At 59.8% G+C, this 19046-nt stretch carries 19 protein-coding genes and 1 tRNA gene; 18 read left to right on the top strand and 2 right to left on the bottom strand.

Features of this window, described 5'->3' with window-relative positions; translation table 11 throughout:
• Positions 1-64: 64 nt before the first annotated feature.
• The 18 genes from tsf (at position 65) to SPI05_RS07090 (ending at position 18062) form a co-directional block, all read left to right on the top strand.
• Positions 65-934, top strand: a complete 870-nt coding sequence (tsf, locus tag SPI05_RS07175) for a translation elongation factor Ts (protein ID WP_321077406.1) — start codon at positions 65-67, stop codon at positions 932-934.
• A gap of 115 nt (positions 935-1049) precedes the next feature.
• Positions 1050-1787 (top strand): UMP kinase, encoded by a 738-nt coding sequence (pyrH, locus tag SPI05_RS07170; RefSeq protein WP_295027694.1) that lies wholly within the window; start codon positions 1050-1052, stop codon positions 1785-1787.
• A 62-nt stretch (positions 1788-1849) separates the two neighbouring features.
• Positions 1850-2407 carry a ribosome recycling factor gene (gene frr, locus SPI05_RS07165; RefSeq protein WP_321077405.1) on the top strand — a complete coding sequence of 186 codons (558 nt, stop codon included), beginning with the start codon at positions 1850-1852 and terminating at the stop codon, positions 2405-2407.
• A 46-nt stretch (positions 2408-2453) separates the two neighbouring features.
• Positions 2454-3494, top strand: coding sequence for a phosphatidate cytidylyltransferase (locus tag SPI05_RS07160; RefSeq protein WP_321077403.1), 1041 nt, complete (start codon positions 2454-2456; stop codon positions 3492-3494).
• Between the two features lie 43 nt (positions 3495-3537).
• Complete coding sequence (gene rlmN / locus SPI05_RS07155) at positions 3538-4710, top strand: 23S rRNA (adenine(2503)-C(2))-methyltransferase RlmN (protein WP_321077401.1); 1173 nt, start codon at positions 3538-3540, stop codon at positions 4708-4710.
• A gap of 37 nt (positions 4711-4747) precedes the next feature.
• A complete protein-coding gene (locus tag SPI05_RS07150) occupies positions 4748-5332 on the top strand; it encodes a DivIVA domain-containing protein (protein WP_414601978.1) in 585 nt (194 codons plus the stop codon).
• 103 nt (positions 5333-5435) lie between these two features.
• Complete coding sequence (dxr, locus tag SPI05_RS07145; RefSeq protein WP_321077397.1) at positions 5436-6650, top strand: 1-deoxy-D-xylulose-5-phosphate reductoisomerase; 1215 nt, start codon at positions 5436-5438, stop codon at positions 6648-6650.
• A gap of 24 nt (positions 6651-6674) precedes the next feature.
• The gene (locus SPI05_RS07140) at positions 6675-7883 is read left to right on the top strand and encodes a M50 family metallopeptidase (protein ID WP_321077395.1); all 1209 of its coding nucleotides are present in this window, start codon (positions 6675-6677) and stop codon (positions 7881-7883) included.
• 2 nt (positions 7884-7885) lie between these two features.
• Positions 7886-9313 (top strand): MATE family efflux transporter, encoded by a 1428-nt coding sequence (locus SPI05_RS07135; RefSeq protein ID WP_321077511.1) that lies wholly within the window; start codon positions 7886-7888, stop codon positions 9311-9313.
• A gap of 75 nt (positions 9314-9388) precedes the next feature.
• Positions 9389-9697 carry a 50S ribosomal protein L21 gene (gene rplU, locus SPI05_RS07130; RefSeq protein ID WP_295027688.1) on the top strand — a complete coding sequence of 103 codons (309 nt, stop codon included), beginning with the start codon at positions 9389-9391 and terminating at the stop codon, positions 9695-9697.
• 11 nt (positions 9698-9708) lie between these two features.
• Entirely contained in the window at positions 9709-9969 is a 261-nt protein-coding gene (gene rpmA, locus SPI05_RS07125; protein WP_004007117.1) for a 50S ribosomal protein L27, read from the top strand.
• 102 nt (positions 9970-10071) lie between these two features.
• Entirely contained in the window at positions 10072-11613 is a 1542-nt protein-coding gene (obgE, locus tag SPI05_RS07120; RefSeq protein ID WP_321077391.1) for a GTPase ObgE, read from the top strand.
• Positions 11614-11663: 50 nt separating this feature from the next.
• Positions 11664-12713 (top strand): glutamate 5-kinase, encoded by a 1050-nt coding sequence (proB, locus tag SPI05_RS07115; protein ID WP_321077390.1) that lies wholly within the window; start codon positions 11664-11666, stop codon positions 12711-12713.
• A gap of 96 nt (positions 12714-12809) precedes the next feature.
• Positions 12810-14084, top strand: a complete 1275-nt coding sequence (locus tag SPI05_RS07110) for a glutamate-5-semialdehyde dehydrogenase (protein ID WP_321077389.1) — start codon at positions 12810-12812, stop codon at positions 14082-14084.
• Positions 14085-14255: 171 nt separating this feature from the next.
• Positions 14256-15035: a nicotinate-nucleotide adenylyltransferase gene (gene nadD, locus SPI05_RS07105; protein ID WP_321077388.1), complete on the top strand. Its 780-nt coding sequence runs from the start codon at positions 14256-14258 to the stop codon at positions 15033-15035.
• The gene (locus SPI05_RS07100) at positions 15032-16915 is read left to right on the top strand and encodes a hypothetical protein (protein WP_321077386.1); all 1884 of its coding nucleotides are present in this window, start codon (positions 15032-15034) and stop codon (positions 16913-16915) included. Before nadD ends, SPI05_RS07100 begins: the two co-directional genes overlap by 4 nt.
• On the top strand, positions 16912-17373 hold the full coding sequence (gene rsfS / locus SPI05_RS07095) for a ribosome silencing factor (RefSeq protein WP_321077385.1): 462 nt from the start codon (positions 16912-16914) through the stop codon (positions 17371-17373). The genes SPI05_RS07100 and rsfS overlap by 4 nt, the downstream gene beginning before the upstream one ends.
• A gap of 53 nt (positions 17374-17426) precedes the next feature.
• Positions 17427-18062, top strand: a complete 636-nt coding sequence (locus SPI05_RS07090; protein ID WP_321077383.1) for a histidine phosphatase family protein — start codon at positions 17427-17429, stop codon at positions 18060-18062.
• On the opposite strand, the gene SPI05_RS07085 is transcribed toward SPI05_RS07090, so the two are convergent.
• Both SPI05_RS07085 and SPI05_RS07080 read right to left on the bottom strand, forming a co-directional pair.
• Positions 18052-18324 carry a hypothetical protein gene (locus tag SPI05_RS07085; protein WP_321077381.1) on the bottom strand — a complete coding sequence of 91 codons (273 nt, stop codon included), beginning with the start codon at positions 18322-18324 and terminating at the stop codon, positions 18052-18054. The two genes, SPI05_RS07090 and SPI05_RS07085, sit on opposite strands and share 11 nt — an antisense overlap.
• A gap of 474 nt (positions 18325-18798) precedes the next feature.
• Positions 18799-18871 (bottom strand) — tRNA-Ala (locus SPI05_RS07080).
• Positions 18872-19046: the final 175 nt, after the last annotated feature.

Here is a 19046-nt window from a genome sequence, read left to right as displayed (position 1 = left end):
AGCGGGAAACGATTGGTTTCGCGCTCTGCCCTAAGATGATTCGGGAATATGAGATTCCCGGTGCATGAAACTTGCTCTGAAACTGGAGGAAAAATTGGCTAAATACAGTATGCAAGACCTGAAGGATCTGCGCGAAGAAACCGGCGCGGGCTTGGCTGACGTTAAGAAAGCCCTGGAAGAAGCGAACGGCGACCGTGAGGAAGCCTTGAAGATTATTCGTGTCAAAGGCCTGAAGTCCCTGACCAAGCGGGAAGGCCGCTCCGCGGGCGCCGGCTTGATTGCCGCGAAAGTTACCGACATCAAGGCTGGACAGCGCGGCACTATGGTTGAGGTCAACGCGGAAACCGACTTCGTGGTCAAGACCGACAAATTCATCGCGATGGCGGACAAGATTCTGGACGCCGCCGCGGTATCCGGTGCGGCTACCGTAGAGGAACTCTTGGCCGCCAAGTCTGCTGACGGCACCGTCAAGGACACCGTGGACGCGGTCGCGGCGATTATCGGTGAGAAACTGGAAGTCGGCAACGTGCGTCAGGTCGAGGGCGAAGCTGTCGATGTCTACCTGCACCGTTCTTCCCAGGATCTGCCTCCGACCGTTGGTGTGCTGGTGGCTACCGACAAGGCCGGTGCCGAAGTCGCTCACGACGTCGCGATGCACATCGCAGCCTACAGCCCGGAGTACCTCAGCTGCGAGGATGTGCCCGCTGCGGAAGTCGAAAAGGAACGCGCCACGCTGACCGAAACCACCAAGGCTGAAGGCAAGCCGGACGCTGTCGTCGCCAAGATTGTGGAAGGCCGGATGAAGGGCTTTTACAAGGACTGCGTGCTGCTCGAACAGCCCTTTGCCAAGGATCCCAAGACCACGGTCGGCAAGATTGTGGAAGCCTCCAAGGGTAAGGTCACCGCTTTTGCGCGTTTGCAGGCTGGCGAGTAAACCCGGAAAGGGTTTAGCAACCATTTGAACTAAGCAAATGCCCCAGGGTCGATGAAGGCTTTGGGGCATTTGCGTATAATGTCTAAGGATGTAGGTCTTTCAAGGGAGAGGATAAATGAGCGACGACGGCTCAGTAGCCCCCGGTAAACGCCGGGTTTTGATGAAACTGTCCGGTGAAGTCTTTGGCGGCGGTCAAGTGGGGCTCGACCCCGATGTGGTTTCCGATATTGCTCAGCAGGTCGCCGCGGCGGTGACGCAGGGAGTACAGGTTGCCATCGTGGTTGGCGGCGGGAACTTCTTTCGCGGTGCGGAGCTGAGCCAGCGTGGCTTGGACCGTGCTCGGGCAGACTATATGGGGATGTTGGGTACCGTCATGAATGCCCTGGCCCTGCAGGATTTCTTGGAACAGGCTGGAGTGCGCACCCGGGTGCAGTCCGCCATCACGATGACCCAGGTCGCCGAGCCGTATGTGCCCTTGCGAGCCATTCGTCACCTCGAAAAAGGGCGTGTGGTCGTGTTCGGGGCGGGCGCGGGGATGCCGTACTTCTCGACCGATACCGTTAGCGCACAGCGCGCCCTAGAAACGCACTGCCAGGAACTGCTGGTGGGCAAGAACGGGGTGGACGGGGTGTACACCGACGATCCGCGCCAGAACCCCAAGGCTGAAAAACTCGATGAGGTCAGCTATGAGAAAGCGCTTCACGATGGGCTGAAAGTCGTGGATGCGGCCGCTTTCTCCCTGTGTTCGGAAAACAAGCTGAAGATGCGTGTATTCGGCATGACCCAGCCGGGCAACGTCACCAGAGCGTTGCTGGGCGAAAACATCGGTACTGTGCTGTACAACGAAAAGTGATTGAAACGAAGAAAACCCACCGGGGAACCTGTGGAGAAAGCTAAGGAACAAAGGAGAAACCCTTGATTGAAGACACCCTCAAATCCGCCAAGAGCATGATGGCGAAAGCCTTGAGCGCCACCCAAGATGAATTCGCCGCCATCCGTACCGGTCGAGCCAACACCGGCATGTTTGACGGCATTATGGTCGACTACTATGGCGCCCCGACCCCGTTAAAGCAGCTCGCTTCCTTTAACATTCCCGAAGCGCGCACCGTCATCGTCCAGCCTTTTGACAAGTCCGCTTCACAAGACATCATCCGCGCTATTGCGGAAGCCGACTTGGGTGTGAACCCCACTGACGACGGCAAAACGATACGCATCGTCTTGCCCGCTCTGACGGAGGAACGCCGCAAGGAATACGTTAAGATGGCGAAAACCAAAGCCGAGGAGGGCCGCCAGTCCGTGCGTTCGCTGCGTCGCAAAGCCAAGGACGAATTCGAAACCATGCTAAAGAACAAGGAACTCGGCGAGGACGAAATCAAACGCGGTGAAAAGGAACTCGATTCCATTACGAAGAAGTTCACCGATGAGATTGACCAGCTCTTGGCTGCCAAAGAATCAGAGTTGATGACTATTTAGGCCTCGCCAGCCCGATATTACCCGTTTATTACCTGGGTTTTAGAGCATGGTTGATACTGAAGATTTCCAGACGCCGCGATCTGTTGAGGCAGCGGCATCCCCGGCAACTGAGGACACTGGGGTGCATCCGGTGACCCGGCCCAGCCGCAGGGAAAACCGCGCCGCGCAACAGCGCCGGAGACCGCGCTTGGGCATGCCTTCCGCGAAATCCGCGAAAAACGAGCCTAAACCCGGGCAATCCGCGCCCGACAAATCTCAGAAGGCCGGCCGCAACCTGGTAGCGGCCACCGGGGTCGGGGCGGGACTGTTGGCGGTGTATGGACTGACCTTATTCCTGGTGAAGCCCCTGTTCGCAGCCTTGTGTGTGGTGACGATTGTGGCTTGCCTCATCGAGTTTCGCCACGCCATCCGGTTTACGGATCGGCATTTGGGCATGCCGATTGTCATCATCGGGGGAATCGGGATTTTCATCTGTGCTTGGCAAGTCGGATTGGAGGCCATGCTAACCGCAACTTTCCTGACGGTGGCGGCCGCCCTGCTGTGGCAGTTGTCGGGTCCCTACCGCGGTGAAGATGCGCTCAAGAACGTGACGGTCAGCACCCTGACCGTGGCTTATATCCCATTCTTGGGGTCTTTCCTGGCTTTGTTGGCGGTGGAGTGCGGGGCAGAAGCGACCGCGGTTTTTGTTTTGTCCGTCACGCTGGGGTCGGATACCGGGGGCTATTTCTGCGGGCGATTCCTGGGACGTCACCACATGGCACCTTCTATTTCCCCGCGCAAGACTTGGGAAGGGTTTGCTGGTTCGGTCCTGTTTGCCGTTATCGTGTCCGTGGCAGGCACGTTCTGGATTGGGATTCCGTGGTTTTATGGGATTATTTTGGGTGTTTTAATGGCGGTCGTGGGAACTCTGGGCGATTTGAGTGAATCGTTGCTGAAACGGGAACTCGGCATTAAAGATATGGGCCACCTGTTGCCGGGGCACGGCGGGCTGCTAGATCGGATGGATTCTATCCTGATGACAGCGCCGGTGGCCTATATCGTGTTGAAATTCGCCATCTTTTCCCAACAAGCCCCGGTGCTGTCCTAGACCCCGCTCGGGAAGTTCCGGGAAAACCGTTAAACTTAACCTTATGGAGAGACAGGTTCTGCCCCACGAACAACCGCCGCTGGGGGCCACGCACGCGGGGGCTGCGGCAGAACTCAACTTTCGAGCGCAGGCGCGCGGCAAACCGCCGCGGCATTTCGCTGACTTCGACCCGCAACAGCGCCGTGAGGCGGTAGCCGCGGCGGGAATGCGGACGTTTCGAGCTGACCAAGTGGCGCGTCACTATTTTGGGCGCTTCGAAGCCGATCCCTCCCAGATGACAGACCTGGGCCAGACCGACCAGGAACGGGCTCGCGGTCTGCTGCCAGAGCTCATTACCCCGGTCGTAACCCAGGTCGCTGATCGGGGCTGGACTCGCAAAACCCTGTGGCGACTGTTCGACGGCGCCCAAGTGGAATCCGTCCTGATGCGCTACCCGAAACGCGTCACCTTGTGTGTATCCTCACAGGTAGGCTGCGGGATGGGCTGTCCGTTTTGCGCGACCGGCCAGCTCGGTTTGACCCGAAATCTCTCGGCGGCGGAAATCTTGGAACAGGTCCGACTCGCCGCTAGGGCCGCCCAAGACGGGGAACTCGGCAGTCCGGCGCGGCTATCTAACCTGGTGTTTATGGGGATGGGCGAGCCGCTGGCCAACTATAAATCCCTGCTGCACACGATTCGTACCCTCACTGCCGAAGTCCCACAAGGCTTCGGGATTTCGGCTCGTAACCTGGTCGTTTCCACCGTCGGGCTGGTGCCGGGAATCCGCAAGTTGACCCAAGAAGGGCTGCCGGTCACTTTGGCGGTGTCCCTGCATGCTCCGGACGATGAACTGCGCAACGAGCTGATACCCATGAACCGGCGCTACCAGGTCGATGAACTGTTGGACACCGCTTATGCATATTTCCAAGCGACCGGGCGGCGCGTTTCTATTGAATACGCCCTGATTAGGGACATGAACGACCACCCGTGGCGAGCCCAGCTGCTAGCGGATAAACTCAATGAACGGGGTAAAACCTGGGCGCATGTGAACCCGATTCCGCTCAATCCCACGCCGGGGAGTATCTGGGATGCGTCCCTGCCGCGTGTCATGGACGAATTCGTAGAGATTTTGCGGCAAGCTGGAATCAGTACTACGTTGCGGGATACGCGCGGCTCGGATATTGACGGGGCCTGCGGGCAGCTCGCGGCGAAAGCGAAGCAGCCTCCCGCGGCTTAGAGGAAACTCAGAAAGCGTGCGGAAAACTGTTGAGAGTATAGAGAAACAAGGAAAGGGCCGGGACGTGAGCGACACGACGTTTCGCACCGCTAAACTCCTGGGCAAGGGCTACGACCGCAACCAGGTCGACAAGTTCTTGGCCAAGGCACGTTCGGCATACGAAGGCAACGGTGGACCAGCAAATTTCGGGGCGGCGCAGGTGCGGGCCCAGGGATTCAACGTGGTGCGCGGGGGATATAACTTTGTTGAAGTCGACGCGGCGATGGATCGGCTGGAATCGGCTTTTGTGGCGCGGGCGCGGGCTGACCATATCGCGGTGAACGGGCAAAAGGCCTGGATGTCGCTGGTGGCGGAACAGGCCACGACTCTCTATCCGCGGCTGTTGCGTCCGGCAGGAAAACGATTTGCTCACCCCCAAGGGCGCCAGCGCGGCTACCGGATTGAGGACGTGGACGCGCTGCTGGACCGCTTGGTGGCATATTTTGACGAAAACAAGCCTCTGACCAGCAGGGAAATTCGGGACGCGGTGTTTGCGGAGGCAAAGGGAGCCCGAGCCTACCTGGAGGGTCCGGTGGACGCTTACCTGGCTCGTGCGGTCGAAGTGCTGTTGGCAGTCGAGTGATTGTCCCCTTCACAAGGGAGTTGGCGCGGCTTTATCCGTCCCCTGGTGGGGTTGCTGGTCGCTGTAAATGAGCGAAACCTAAACTTGCCGTTAGAATGAACGGGTGCAAGATATTGTAATTTTGGGTTCTACCGGCTCGATTGGAACCCAGGCTTTGGACATTGTTCGCGCCCACCCTGGACACTTCCGGGTGCAGGGCTTGGCCGCCTCCGGGCGGCATCTGGACGTGTTGGCGCGTCAAGCCGTTGAATTTGAAGTGCCGATGGTGGCCGTGGCGAACAGCTCCGTGGCGGAGCTAGACGAGGCCATCCGCGAGGCAGAGATACAGTTGGGCCAGCCGCGAGCCAGCCATAACCTGTTGACCGGACCGGCCGGAGTCGAGGCGGCCGCCGGATTTGTGCCCCAGGGCATCGTTTTGAACGCCATCGCGGGGATTTCTGGCCTGCACGCGACTCTGCGGGCGTTGGACTCCGGGGCGCGCCTGGCCCTAGCAAACAAAGAATCCCTGGTCATCGGTGGTTCCCTGGTGCGCGACACTTTGCGGTGGCCGGGCCAAATCGTGCCGGTTGACTCTGAACATAGCGCTATCTGGCAGGCGTTGCGCTCGGGTAAACACGAACGCGGCTTGTGCTCTCCGACCGTCACCGGATACAGCGAGGTGGAACGCCTGATTCTGACCGCCAGTGGCGGTCCGTTCCGTTCAAAGACCCGCGCGGAACTGGAAAACGTGACGGTAGAGCAAGCCCTGAACCACCCGACTTGGGACATGGGGCCGCTGGTGACCGTCAATTCAGCCACCATGTTTAACAAGGGGCTGGAAGTCATCGAGGCCTCGCTGCTGTTCGACATTGAGCCGAAAGACATCGACGTCGTGGTGCACCCCGGATCGATTGTGCATTCCATGGTGCAGTTCCGGGACGGCGCGACCCTACTGCAGGCCTCCCCGCCCGATATGCGCATTCCGATTGCCCTGGGACTGTCCGCCCCCGCCCGGCTGCGCGAGGTAGCCCCCGCTTGTGACTGGAGCAGTGCCGCTACCTGGCAGTTCGAGCCGCTCAACGAGTCAATCTTCCCGGCGGTCAGCCTGGCTCGGCACGCCATTTCCGCCTCCGACACCCACCCCGCGGTTCTGGCCAGCGCGGACGAAATCGCCGTCAACGCCTTCTTGGACGGCCGTTTGCCCTTCCTGGGTATCTATGACGTGGTGCAGCAGGTCGTCAGCGAGCATCACGGGGTGTCCGACCCGGACCTTTCCGCGTTGGAAGGCGTCCTGGAATGGGCCAAACAGCGAGCCGCCGAGCTCATCGAGAACCGCTAAACGCCGTACCGGAACCGCCCTGTCATGGATTATTTCACTGGAATCATCGCCCTCATTGTGGGATTGATGGTGTCGATTGCCCTGCACGAACTGGGCCACCTGATACCCGCAAAACGCTTCGACATCCTCTGTACCCAATATTTCATCGGGTTTGGACCAAAGATATTTTCGCGCCAAATCGGGGAAACCGAAGTCGGAATGAAGTGGGTGTTGCTGGGCGGCTACGTGAGAATGGTCGGCATGTACGCTCCGGGGCATCCGGGGCGGCGCACGAAAAACCGCAAAGGCGAGCTGACCGCCGCCGAGGAGGCCCGGATTGCCTCCAACGAAGAGATTCCACCCGGCCAGGAACACCGGGCGTTTTACGCTAAACCCATTTGGCAGCGCCTCATAGTGATGGTCAGCGGCACTTTGGTGAATCTGGCGTTGAGTTTCCTGTGCGTGCTGGTGGCGTTGAGTGCGATTGGTTACGAGCTGCCGACCCGCGAAGTCGCCACGGTCTCGCCGGACTCTCCCGCAGCCGCGGCGGGGGTGGCGCCCGGCGATGTTATCACCGCCTGGAACGGTAAACCCGTTGAGACTTGGGACGAAGTCATCAGTAAAGTGGCGGTGAGCCCTGCTGGGAAACCTGCCACTCTCACCGTGCAACGCGACGGTGAAACTGAGACTATCCAGGTGACCCCGCAAACTATGAAAGGGGAAAAACGCTCAATCATCGGCGTTATTGCCGTCACCGAACGCCACCACGCCAGCCTGGGGGAAGTCGCCAAATATGAATGGGAAATCGGGAAAGGCACCGCGAAAATCCTGCTGGCTCTGCCCGTGAAACTGTGGCAAACCACCATCGGGTTGTTCCAGCCGAATCAGCCGCGCGACCCGAACTCCGTGATGGGAATCGTGGGAATGGGCCAGGTCGCGGGCTCTATCGCTGCCAGCGAAGCCACTGGTTACGGGTTCTTGGAAAAGCTGCGGGCCTTCCTGATGTTGTTCGGGTCGTTGAATATGACCTTGTTCATGTTTAACCTGATTCCGCTGATGCCCCTGGATGGCGGGCAAGCCGCGGGCGCGATTTATGAAGGCATCCGCAAGCGGGTGCGCCGCGCGCGGGGCCTCGACGACGGCGGGCCGGTCGATTTGGCGGCAATGCTGCCGGTGACAGCCACGGTGGTTATCGCTTTCATCGCCATGACGGTGCTGCTGATTGTGGCCGATATTTTGAAGCCGGTACTGTGAACATGGAAACGGGGGACACCATGCCGGCTGAAAACCGACCTTCTGAATCGGGGAACCGACCTGTTGAATCGGAGGCACAACCTGTTGAATCGGAGAACCAGCCCCTGAATCGGCGGATTTTGTCACTCGCCGTGCCCTCCCTGGGGTCGCTGCTGGCTGAACCGCTCATGGTGTTGGCGGATTCGGCCATGATTGGGCACGTGGGAACGACCGAGCTGGCCGGCTTGACCCTCGGTTCGTCGGTCAACGTGTTCTTGGTAGGGATTTGTATTTTCCTGGTCTACACCACGACCGCGGTGGCCTCCCGTCAGCTGGGCGCGGGGGACCGGCATGGTGCGGTCAAGACCGGGGTAGACGGAGCCTGGCTGGGGCTGCTGGTGGGAGTGGTGCTGTCCGTAGTCCTGTGGGTCGGGGCGCTGCCGATTGTTTCGCTGTTCGGGGCCTCCGCGGCGGTTAATGTTCAGGGGGCAGCGTACCTGCGGGCGGCGGCACCTTCAATGCTGGGAATGATGCTGGTACTGGCGGGAACCGGGGCCATGCGCGGCGTGTTGGACGCCAAGACTCCACTGGTGATTTCGGTCACCGGCGCCATCGCGAACGTGGCTTTCAACGCCACGTTTATCTACGGTTTCAACCTGGGAGTCACCGGGGCGGGCATCGGCACTTCCATCGCGGGTATCGGCATGGGGGCAGCGTTTGCGCTGAAAATTATGGCCGGAGCCCGGCGCGCCAAAGTTGCACTGTATCCCGAGTTCCGAGCGATTTTCGCGGCGCTGGCCGGGGGCGTGCCCCTAATGATTCGCACTCTCACCATGCAGATTGTTATCCTCGGCACCCTGTGGGTGGCGGCCTCCCAAGGGGAAGTCGCCATCGCCGGGCGTCAGATTGCGGCAAACACCTGGACTCTCGGGGCAAACCTGCACGATTCTCTGGCTATCGCGGTGCAGGCACTCATTGGTTTCGAGTTGGGACGAGCCGACCGCCAGGCGGTGCGTGACCTGATTCGCCGGGTGACGCTGTGGGGACTGGGGCTGGGAGTCGTGCTGGGACTGAGCATCGCGGCTCTGGCTTCGCTGTGGCCGCGGATCTTTTCCAGCGATCCTGAAGTGCTGGCTGCGGCCGCTTTGGCACTGCTGGTATCGGCCTTTTTTCAGCCGCTGGCCGGGGTGGTTTTCGTGTTTGACGGGGTCTTGATTGGTGCCAACGACACGTGGTATCTGGCTCTCGCGGGACTGATTAACCTGGGTGTTTATATACCTGCTCTGGTGCTGGTGTGGCGTTTCGCACCCGGCGGAATCCTGGGACTGGCCTGGCTGTGGGGGTGCTATTGCGGGGTGTTTTTCCTGGCTCGCTTGGCCACGTTGAGCTGGCGTATCCGCCAAGACCGGTGGATGAAACTTGATTTTGCAAAAACAGGTGAAATCCGGTAATTTAGAACTTCGGTGCTTCTTGCGGTTCGTGAGGGCACAGTTGGACGAAAGACATTCAGAAAAGCGAGTTTCGACGTGGTATATGCAATCGTTAAGGCCGGCGGTCGACAGGAGAAAGTCTCTGTCGGTGAAGAGCTGCTGGTGGAAAAGGTAGACAAGGCAGTGGGGGAGACGATTGAGCTGCCTGCGATTCTGTTGGTGGACGGCGCCAAGGTAACGTCCCAGGCTGCTGACGTAGCAAAGGTAAAGGTCAGCGCGGAGGTGCTGGGCGCGGCCAAGGGTCCCAAGATTTCCATTGTCAAGTACAAGAACAAGACTGGTTATCGGAAGCGTCAAGGTCACCGTCAGCCGCTGACCCGCATTAAGATAACTTCCATTAAGTAAGGGGTGTAACAATGGCACATAAGAAAGGTCTCGGTTCTTCCCACAACGGTCGTGATTCGAACGCGCAGCGCCTGGGCGTCAAGCGTTTCGGCGGTCAGCTGGTTAACGCTGGTGAAATTTTGGTACGCCAGCGCGGCACCCACTACCACCCCGGCTTTAACGTGGGCATCGGCAAGGACGATACTCTGTTCGCGCTTAAGACCGGCGAAGTGGAGTTCGGCCGTCATCGCGATCGCCGTATCGTGAGCATTAAGGAAGTCGCCAACGCCTAAATGTTGGCAGTGACTACTTTCGTGAGGGGGCTCGTTCGAGCCCTCTTGCTGTTTAACGTAACGATGGCTCTGTGAGGGAGCCGGAGGAGGTCAGTAGCCCAGATGGTCAGCTTCGTGGATTATGTGAAAATTTTTGCCCAAGCCGGGGCTGGCGGCAACGGCTGCGCCTCCATTCGCCGCGAAAAATACAAGCCGTTGGCGGGCCCGGACGGCGGGGCTGGCGGCCATGGGGGATCGGTCATTCTGCGCGTCAATCCACAAGAAACAACCCTGCTGCCGTTCCATCATCGCCCGCACGTGAAAGCGGAAAGCGGTCAAGCCGGGATGGGCGACTACCGCGATGGACGTCGCGGTGAGGACCTGTTCTTGGACGTTCCCCAAGGTACGGTCGTCACCAGTGAGGATGGCGAGTTTCTGGCGGACTTAGATGCCCCGGATGCCCAGTTGGTCATCGCGCGCGGCGGGGTGGGAGGCATGGGCAACTACGGCCTGGCCTCCGCGAAACGCAAGGCACCGGGCTTTGCCCTGTTGGGAGAACCTGGTGAAGAACGTACCGTCATTCTGGAACTGAAGTCGATGGCTGACGTGGCGCTGGTGGGATATCCTTCGGCGGGCAAATCTTCGCTGATAGCGGCTATGAGTGCGGCGCGCCCCAAGATTGCGGACTACCCTTTCACGACCCTGGTACCGAACCTGGCGGTAGTGGATAATCCGGTCGCGCGCTACACCGTGGCGGACGTGCCCGGATTGATTCCCGGCGCGGCCGCGGGCAAAGGTCTGGGGCTGGATTTCTTGCGTCACATCGAACGTTGCTGCGTGATTGCCCACGTGGTGGACTTGGCGGCGTGGGATCCGGAACGTGAACCGCTGGCCGACATTAAGACTTTGGAACGCGAACTTGCCCACTACGCGAAATCCCTGGACCGCTACCGTCCCGGGAGGGACTTCTTGCCACCCCTGATGGAACGCCAACGCGCCATTATCCTCAACAAAATCGATGTCCCGGACGGGCGAGACATGGCCGCCCTGATGGAAAACGAGATTGCGAAACTCGGCTGGCCGGTCTTTACAGTTTCCGCGACTACTCACGAAGGGTTGAAAGAACTCGCTTTTGGGCTGGCCGAAATGGTTCAGGAATACCGTTCCCAACTGCCCGAGGACGACAGCGCGCGACCCGTGTTGCGCCCGCAGCCGAAATCAGCGCGCCCCGCCAAGACCTACACCATTGAGATGACCACAATCGAGGGCGAGCCGGGATTCTCTATCCGTGGCGAACAGGTGGAGCGCTGGGTGAAACAGACCGACTTCACTAACGATGAAGCGGTCGGTTACCTGGCCGACCGCCTGGCAAACGTGGGAGTTGAGGACGACCTGCTGAAAGCCGGGGCACACGCGGGGGATACCGTAGTGATTGGCGACCCCGAAACGGGTGTTGTTTTTGACTGGGAGCCGACCCTGCAAGCCGGAGCGGAACTGCTGGGCGCGCGCGGCACGGACGCGCGACTCTACGAAAACACCCGCCGCACCAACCAGCAGCGCCGTATCGACTACCACGCCTGGATGGACGCCAAGAAACGTGCTCGTGAAGAACTGGACGCGGAGCGCGAGTCTGGCCTGTGGAACGACCCCGGGGAAACCGAGTAGGACCGAGAATACGCCCCAACGCCCTGGTGCGGGTAGGGTAGGCTGAACGCATGACGACAGTAGTGAAAATCGGTTCCAGCTCGCTGACCAGGGCCGACGGATACCTGGATTTGAACCGTATCGACGAGGTTTCGCGACTGTTGGCGCGGGCTCAGAAGGGCGGTGAGGACATCGCGTTGGTGTCCTCCGGGGCCATTTCGGCAGGTTCGCAGCCTTTGGGTCGCCAGGAACGCCCCAAAGACCTGGCTACGGCCCAGGCGGTGGCGGCGGTCGGGCAGGGGCTACTGATGTATCGCTGGAATCAGGCGATGGCGTGGCAAGGGGTGATTGGGGCCCAGATTCTCTTGTCGGCCGCGGAAGTGGTGAGCCACCAGCAATACAACAACGCTTCGCGCGCGCTGGAAAAGCTACGGGCTTTGGGGGTCATCCCGATTATCAACGAAAATGATGCCGTCGCTACTGATGAAGTGCGTTTTGGGGACAATGACCGGCTCGCGGCGATAGTGTCGCACATGGTGCGTGCCGAGAGACTCATTCTCTGTACCGATGTTGACGGCTTGTACACCGCCCATCCCTCCGATCCGACCGCGCGGTTCATCCCCGAAGTTCGAGGGGAACAGGATTTAGCCGGCGTGCAGGCGGGAAATGCTGGTTCCCGCTGGGGCACCGGGGGAATGCACACGAAACTGCTGGCAGCGCGGGTGGCGTGCGCAAACGGGACCGAAGTGGTGTTGACTTCAACCGATAATTTGGGTCCGGCTCTGCGCGGGGAACCAGTCGGGACGGTGTTTCGAGTCACCGGTCCGCGGCGCGGAATTAAGCAACTGTGGTTGGCTTACGCGGCGACCGTGCAGGGACGCCTGGTGTTGGACGATGGCGCGGCCCGGGCGATTACAGAGGGAAAGAAGTCGCTGCTCGCTGCCGGTATCACTGAGGTGGAAGGGACTTTCCACGCCGGGGACGTGGTGGAGCTGGTTGATACCAGGGGCGAAATCCTCGCAAAAGGGGTCGCCGCCTATGATTCCGCGCAAGTTGAGGCTGAAAATACGGACCTCGGCCCGGTCGTCCACCGCGACTATTTGGCCGAGACACGGTACTGATTGTGGATATAAGGGGAATATAGGGCAGTAGCTGCCAATAATGGCAGCAATCGCCCTATTTTCACCCGTTATTCCCGTTGTTGGTAGCCTTTTCTCATGAGTGTTTACGATCAAGTGCGCCAGATAGCACGGCAATCACAGGCAGCCAGCCGGGTGATGCGCGGGGCGGGGAGCCCAAACCGGCTGTTAGAGACCATTGCCGGTCTGCTCGAAACCAACACCGAGCGAATCTTGGCGGCCAATGAACGCGATATGCAGCAAGCCAAAGCCAATGAAATGCCCCCTGGTCTGCAAGACAGGCTGCAGCTCACCCCGGAGCGGGTGCAGGCTCTGGCTGACGCCGTGCGTGATATTGCGGCGTTGCCCAGCCCGATAGGCCAAACCCTGTGGGGACGCACCATGGAGAACGGTCTCAGGATTGAACAAATCCGGGTGCCTCTGGGCGTGGTGGCGATGATTTATGAAGCGCGACCGAACGTCACCGTAGATGCCGCCGCGCTGAGCTTGAAAACGAATAATGCCGTCATTTTGCGGGGCGGCTCAGCCGCCGTTCATTCCAATCGGACCCTCGTAGACGTTATTCAACGAGCCCTGGAACAGCAAGGTTTGCCGCGAGACACCGTGCAGACCCTGGACGGACTGGGCCGCGAGGCGGTCGAGGCGATTTTGACGCAGCGGGGATTGGTGGATTTGGCGATTCCTCGCGGCGGAGCGGGACTCATCGAAATGGTGGTGAACACCGCGACGGTTCCGGTCATCGAGACGGGGGTGGGGAACTGCCACATTTATGTGGATCAATCCGCCAAACTCGATGACGCCCTACGCATCGTTATTAATGCGAAAACACAGCGGGTCGGGGTGTGCAACGCGGCGGAAACCCTGCTGGTGGACTGCGGCATCGCGCCCGCGTTCCTGCCGCTGGTCCTGCCGGCACTGGCGGCGAACCAGGTCCGCCTGCACACCGACCAGGCGACCCGCACGGTAGCGAGCCAACACCCGGAAACTGAGCAAATCGACCTTGTGCCCGCCACAGAAAAGGATTGGGAAACGGAGTACCTGGACTACGACTTGGCGGTGCGGCTCGTGGATGGGGTGGACGCGGCGATTGACCACATCACACGGTATTCCACCGGTCATACCGAGGCTGTTATCGCTCAGGATCAGGACGTGATTGACCATTTCGTGAATGCCGTTGATGCGGCGGCGATTGCCGTCAACGCCTCCACGCGATTCACCGATGGCGCCGTGTTCGGGTTGGGGGCGGAAATCGGCATCAGCACTCAAAAACTGCATGCACGAGGCCCGATGGGAATGGAAGCGTTGACGACCACCAAATCCGTCATCCGCGGTCACGGTCAGGTCCGTTCGTGAGCCGAGCTCGCGAGCGCCTGGAGGTGCCGCGCGTGGGGACAAACTCAAAGGATAGATATTGCAGATTCTCTCACCATTTATAGGAACCACTCAGGTTCGGGCGGGTATAATTTCATAAAAGGAAGTTTTGTGTGCTCGTATTTGGGTAGTAAAGGATTAAGAAAGGCCGTCATGGAGTCTCGCTCGCACAGATGCGTTTGGGCGTTAGACTCCGAAAATTCGGCAAAGTCCAATCAGCGTCGACGTCGTATCGGGGTGATGGGCGGCACTTTTGACCCGATTCACCACGGTCACCTGGTAGCGGCTTCGGAAGTACAGGCGGTTTTCGGCCTTGATGAGGTCATTTTTGTGCCCACTTTTATGCAGCCATTCAAGCTGGGGCGCCCGGTCACTGAGGCGGAACACCGCTACCTGATGGCGGTGATTGCGACGGCTTCAAATCCGCGGTTTTCGGTGTCCCGCGTGGATATTGACCGAGCTACCACGACCTATACGATTGACACTCTGACCGACTTGAAAGCCGCTTTAGGTGATGCGCAGCTATTCTTTATCACCGGAGCTGACGCGATTTCTGACATTATGCGCTGGAAAGACATCGACAAACTGTTTGAACTGGCGCACTTCGTGGGGGTAACTCGCCCGGGACATTCCTTTGATCCCGCTAACCTTCCGGCACAGCATGTCTCTTTGGTTGAGGTTCCGGCCATGGCAATCAGCTCAACCGACTGTCGGAATCGGGTAAAATCGCACCAACCGGTGTGGTACTTGGTGCCCGACGGTGTTGTTCAATATATTGCTAAATATGGACTCTATGCTGACGACACGCGACTGCAGTCGGATTCGCGAGAGGCGTCATACGCCGTTCCCAAGGCGGCTTTGACAGCGGCCGCGGTGAATGACGTGGCGCAGCCAGAAAGTTCAACGATGACTTTGTCGAGAGGGGGATTGTGAGCGAGGGCAAGCCAAGGCCGCGACCCGTGCCGGTGCAGGCGGTCAATTTACCGGGCTTAGGAGCTAGTGCCCCTCGGCCTGGGCAAGTGTTGCCCGGTGCCGGTCCGACCGGTCCCGCTCTGCAAGTTCCCAATACTGCCCAAGCCGTGCGTGCTGTTGACAAGGACGGGGCTCTGACCGGCATGATTCCGGTAGTTGGCAAGGCTCAGGCCGTGAGTGCTGCCGGGCCGCAAGTCGCCGGTGTCCAGCGTCCCCTCGTGCGCGGCACTACTCCCGTGGTGCCCGAAAAACCCGCAGTTCCGGTCGGGAATCGCCCCGCGGATACGGCGGTTCGTCAGTTGCCGACACCGGGGACTCCGGTGCCCCCTTCCACGACGGGCATGATTCCCACGATAGCGCCGAACTCGACCGGTTCCGCGCAGGTTCCCCCGCCCCGAGCGAACCCACCTGTTCCCGGCAGCGCGTCCCGGCCCCTGCCGTCCTCCCCGGCAGGTTCCGCTGCGGCGAGGCCGGCGGCACCTGGAGGCAGCGTAAATCCGCCAGTTCCGGTATTTTCAGGACCCGGCGGCTTGCCAAACCAGGCCCGGTCGTCAACCACGTTACCGACCTCACGACCGAATCCTCCGGTGCCGCGTCCCGGCCAGATGGAAGCCGCACCGCCTCACCAGCAGACTCCGCCGGAAACTGCTCCGGCACAGCCCGGAATGCCCGGTTCACGCCCCGGGAGCCCCGCGGCTCCCGGATTGGCGCCGGACGCCAAGGCTCCGGGAACGGTACCGGACTTCGCGGCGCGCCCGCCCTTGTCAGCTGGACGACCCGGACAACCGACACAGCCGCCCGCCCAGCCGGGGCAACTCGGACAACCGGGACAAATGCCTGGGCAGAGGCCTGGCCAAACCGTTCAGCCCAATCAACTCAGCCAACCTAATCAGCCGGGACAACCTGGGCAACCGGGATCGGTCCCGGGTCAGCAGCCTGGTCAGACCCATAAATCATCACAACCTGGGCAGATGCTGGTTCAGACTCCGGGAGCTCCCTCAGGCGATTCCCGCATGGCAGGCCAGCCGGGGCAGATACCCGGCCAGTCCGGCCAGCCCGGAATGCCGGGACGTCCGGGAATGCCTGGTCAACCGGGGATGCCGGGACAGCCGGGCGCTCCCTATGGAATGTGGGGACGTCCGAATCCTTACGGCCGCCCGGGGATGCCCGGAATGCCGGGCATGCCGGGTATGCCCGGCTATGGGATGCCTGGACTGCCTTACGGCCGCCCCGGTATGCCAGGTATGCCAGGTATGCCAGGCTACGGGATGCCCGGAATGCCTTACGGCCGCCCCGGAATGCCGGGAATGCCCGGCCGACCTGGAATGCCGGGAATGCCCGGCCGACCTGGAATGCCGACCTTGTGGAATCCGCAAGAATCCCGCTCGGCACGCCGCGAAAGCCTGGAACAAGCCGAGGCTCGACAACTCCAAGAGCTCAAAGAAGCCGAACAGAAATTCCACGAGGCCGATGTTGAAGTTTTGCGTAAGGAACTCGGCTCGGACATCACCGAGGAAGAACTGGAGAACATCGACTGGGAAGAGTTCGAATTCGAGGAGTCCTTCACCGAACGTTTGATTCGCAAGTCCGGGCGTTGGGGCGAAACTTTGCTGATGCTGGGTCAGGCGGCCCGCTGGGCGTTGGTCGTGCTGGTGACTGTGGTGGTCGTGGGCATGCTCATCTTCGCTCTGGACAAGAACGCCGCGGTGACGTCTGCCTCGGGAACTACGCTAGAGACGGAAGCCACGCTGAGCGCGGCTGCGCTAGACTCTCCAGCCGCCACGTCAGGAGATGCTCTCCTGCCCGATTCCACAACCGAAATGGGGATTTTTTCTGTATGAGTGCTGACGCCAAGTCCATCGAACTCGCCATAGCAGCAGGTCAAGCAGCAAAATCGAAGAAGGCCACGGAGGTTATTGCCCTGGACGTTTCCGAACGCCTGGTGCTGACCGACATGTTTGTGCTGGCTACGGGCAATAACGACCGTCAGGTGCGGGCCATTGTCGACGCTGTTGACGAGGCGATGACGAAAGCTGGTTTAAAGTTGCTGCGTCGTGAGGGTCTGGAGCAGGCTCATTGGGTTTTGCTCGATTACGGGATGATTGTGGTGCATGTCCAGCAAGAAGACGACCGACAGTTTTACGCGTTGGAACGCTTGTGGGCCGATGTGCCCCTGGTTGAGGTGCCCGATCCGGAGGAACCGGCCTCTCAGACTGACAGTCCCGCTCCGTCCAGCCCCGCTGTGCAGGCACCCGAACCCGTCTCTCCGCTGGACCTCATCGGCGAGGACTTTTCATAACGCTGGCCGGCAGGGACAAAAGTAACGGGTCGACCGAACAGGAGGACAGGGCAATGACGAAAACCTTGGTGATGTGGCGGCATGGACAAACCGATTACAACAAGCAGCACCGGATTCAGGGACAGATTGACATCCCCCTCAATGAAACGGGCATAGCACAGGCCCAAGACGCCGCAGTCGGGTTGGCTCGTTTGCCTTTCACAAGGGTAATCTCCTCACCTTTGGGCCGTGCCCTCGACACCGCTCACGCACTGGCCGACCGGCTCGGCTTGCCCGTCGAAGTCGACGAACGCCTGATGGAACGGGCTTTTGGGGCTTGGGAGGGGCTCAACGCCACGGAAATCAAGGCGGGCTGGCCCGATGATTTCACCTCATGGCGCGATTTTGGCGACCCCGACCCGGAAACCACCAAGGTGGAGCCGCGCCGCGAGGTTGGACTGCGAGTGTCTCAGGCTTACCGCGACTGGGCTGACAAAATTGCTGATGGTGAAACGATTTTGTTCGTTTCCCACGGGTCTGCCACCTCGCAGGGAATCGTGACTTTGCTGGGACACGACCCGGCCCAGTGGCATGGCCTGCGCGGTTTGGACAACTGCCATTGGGCGGTGATTCAGTCCGAGCATCGCGAGCCGTACTGGCGGATTGATTCGTATAACGTGGGCGTGTCGGATACCGCGATTAAGGCTTAGTTGTCCTGGCGGCTAGCGCATCTAGCATTTCTTCATAATAGCCCTCGTCAAACACTGGTTCGAGGGCGAGGATTTCGTCAAGCAGTTCTGAGGGAATGGCATTTGGATGGTTCTGTACCACAGCGCTTATGCCTGCCAGTGCGCCAAGAGTCCCATCATCATCGATGAATGTATTCATATCCTTGAACTCTTGATCAGTAATGACCTTTTGCTGGTGCATATGCTTGAGAACCAAACGTATTTCCTCTTCGCCCTCATCCATTTTAGTCCTCCAATCTGCAGAAAGTAATCACCTCTACTTTACCGCGGGAACGCTATACTCCACTGGCTTAGCTCCGACTGAATTCGCCACGGCGATACTCGTGGTGTTTTCTACTGTTCCCAAGGGCGTTGGGGGACCTCACGTAACCCGGCGCGAAACGTGGTGATAACGCAGGTTTCCTTATAACTGGCCTGGTTGCAGGGTATTTCGCGCTGAGTAAATGAGCGACATTTCCAAGGTTGTGTTCTTCCACGGGGTTAGGTGAAACCCGTGACGCTTCCGGGAGACTCTGCTCACTCCGGGCGGCGTTGCTAATTTGCGATTAGATTGGGGTTGCTGGTCTATATGACCACCAACCCCGATCTAATCCCCGATTTCTAACATTTCGGGCCAGCCCTCTCGGGTTCGAATCCCCTATAGAGTCCTTAAATGTTTGAAAATCCGGGGACTTGCTGTTCTCGGATTTTCAAAATGTGGAGCATAGGGGATTCGAACCCCTGACCTCTTCCATGCCATGGAAGCGCGCTACCAACTGCGCCAATGCCCCGAAGTGCCTAAACAGTATATATAACCTGGGCGGTGACAGCAAATTAATGACGTGCCTGACCGATATCGGCCGCGCAAGGGGTGTGGGTGGGGGCAAGTTGGTGTGTGGCCGGGGGCCTTGCGGCAGCACGAAGGACCGCACGAGGCCGGTCGCGGGCACGAGGCCGGGGGCGCGT

It is taken from the genome of Mobiluncus sp., from assembly GCF_034180645.1.
Lineage (GTDB): Bacteria > Actinomycetota > Actinomycetes > Actinomycetales > Actinomycetaceae > Mobiluncus.
Note: the sequence above shows the minus strand (reverse complement) of the source record. Positions and strands in the feature narration are given on the sequence as shown.

Bases quoted from the DNA above. Each gene is read 5' to 3' on its own strand.
- tsf (WP_321077406.1), top strand. From the start codon at position 65: ATGAAACTTGCTCTGAAACTGGAGGAAAAATTGGCTAAATACAGTATG.
- pyrH (WP_295027694.1), top strand. From the start codon at position 1,050: ATGAGCGACGACGGCTCAGTAGCCCCCGGTAAACGCCGGGTTTTGATG.
- SPI05_RS07160 (WP_321077403.1), top strand. From the start codon at position 2,454: ATGGTTGATACTGAAGATTTCCAGACGCCGCGATCTGTTGAGGCAGCG.
- rlmN (WP_321077401.1), top strand. From the start codon at position 3,538: ATGGAGAGACAGGTTCTGCCCCACGAACAACCGCCGCTGGGGGCCACG.
- SPI05_RS07140 (WP_321077395.1), top strand. From the start codon at position 6,675: ATGGATTATTTCACTGGAATCATCGCCCTCATTGTGGGATTGATGGTG.
- SPI05_RS07135 (WP_321077511.1), top strand. From the start codon at position 7,886: ATGGAAACGGGGGACACCATGCCGGCTGAAAACCGACCTTCTGAATCG.
- rpmA (WP_004007117.1), top strand. From the start codon at position 9,709: ATGGCACATAAGAAAGGTCTCGGTTCTTCCCACAACGGTCGTGATTCG.
- obgE (WP_321077391.1), top strand. From the start codon at position 10,072: ATGGTCAGCTTCGTGGATTATGTGAAAATTTTTGCCCAAGCCGGGGCT.
- proB (WP_321077390.1), top strand. From the start codon at position 11,664: ATGACGACAGTAGTGAAAATCGGTTCCAGCTCGCTGACCAGGGCCGAC.
- SPI05_RS07110 (WP_321077389.1), top strand. From the start codon at position 12,810: ATGAGTGTTTACGATCAAGTGCGCCAGATAGCACGGCAATCACAGGCA.
- nadD (WP_321077388.1), top strand. From the start codon at position 14,256: ATGGAGTCTCGCTCGCACAGATGCGTTTGGGCGTTAGACTCCGAAAAT.
- rsfS (WP_321077385.1), top strand. From the start codon at position 16,912: ATGAGTGCTGACGCCAAGTCCATCGAACTCGCCATAGCAGCAGGTCAA.
- SPI05_RS07090 (WP_321077383.1), top strand. From the start codon at position 17,427: ATGACGAAAACCTTGGTGATGTGGCGGCATGGACAAACCGATTACAAC.
- SPI05_RS07085 (WP_321077381.1), bottom strand. From the start codon at position 18,324: ATGGATGAGGGCGAAGAGGAAATACGTTTGGTTCTCAAGCATATGCAC.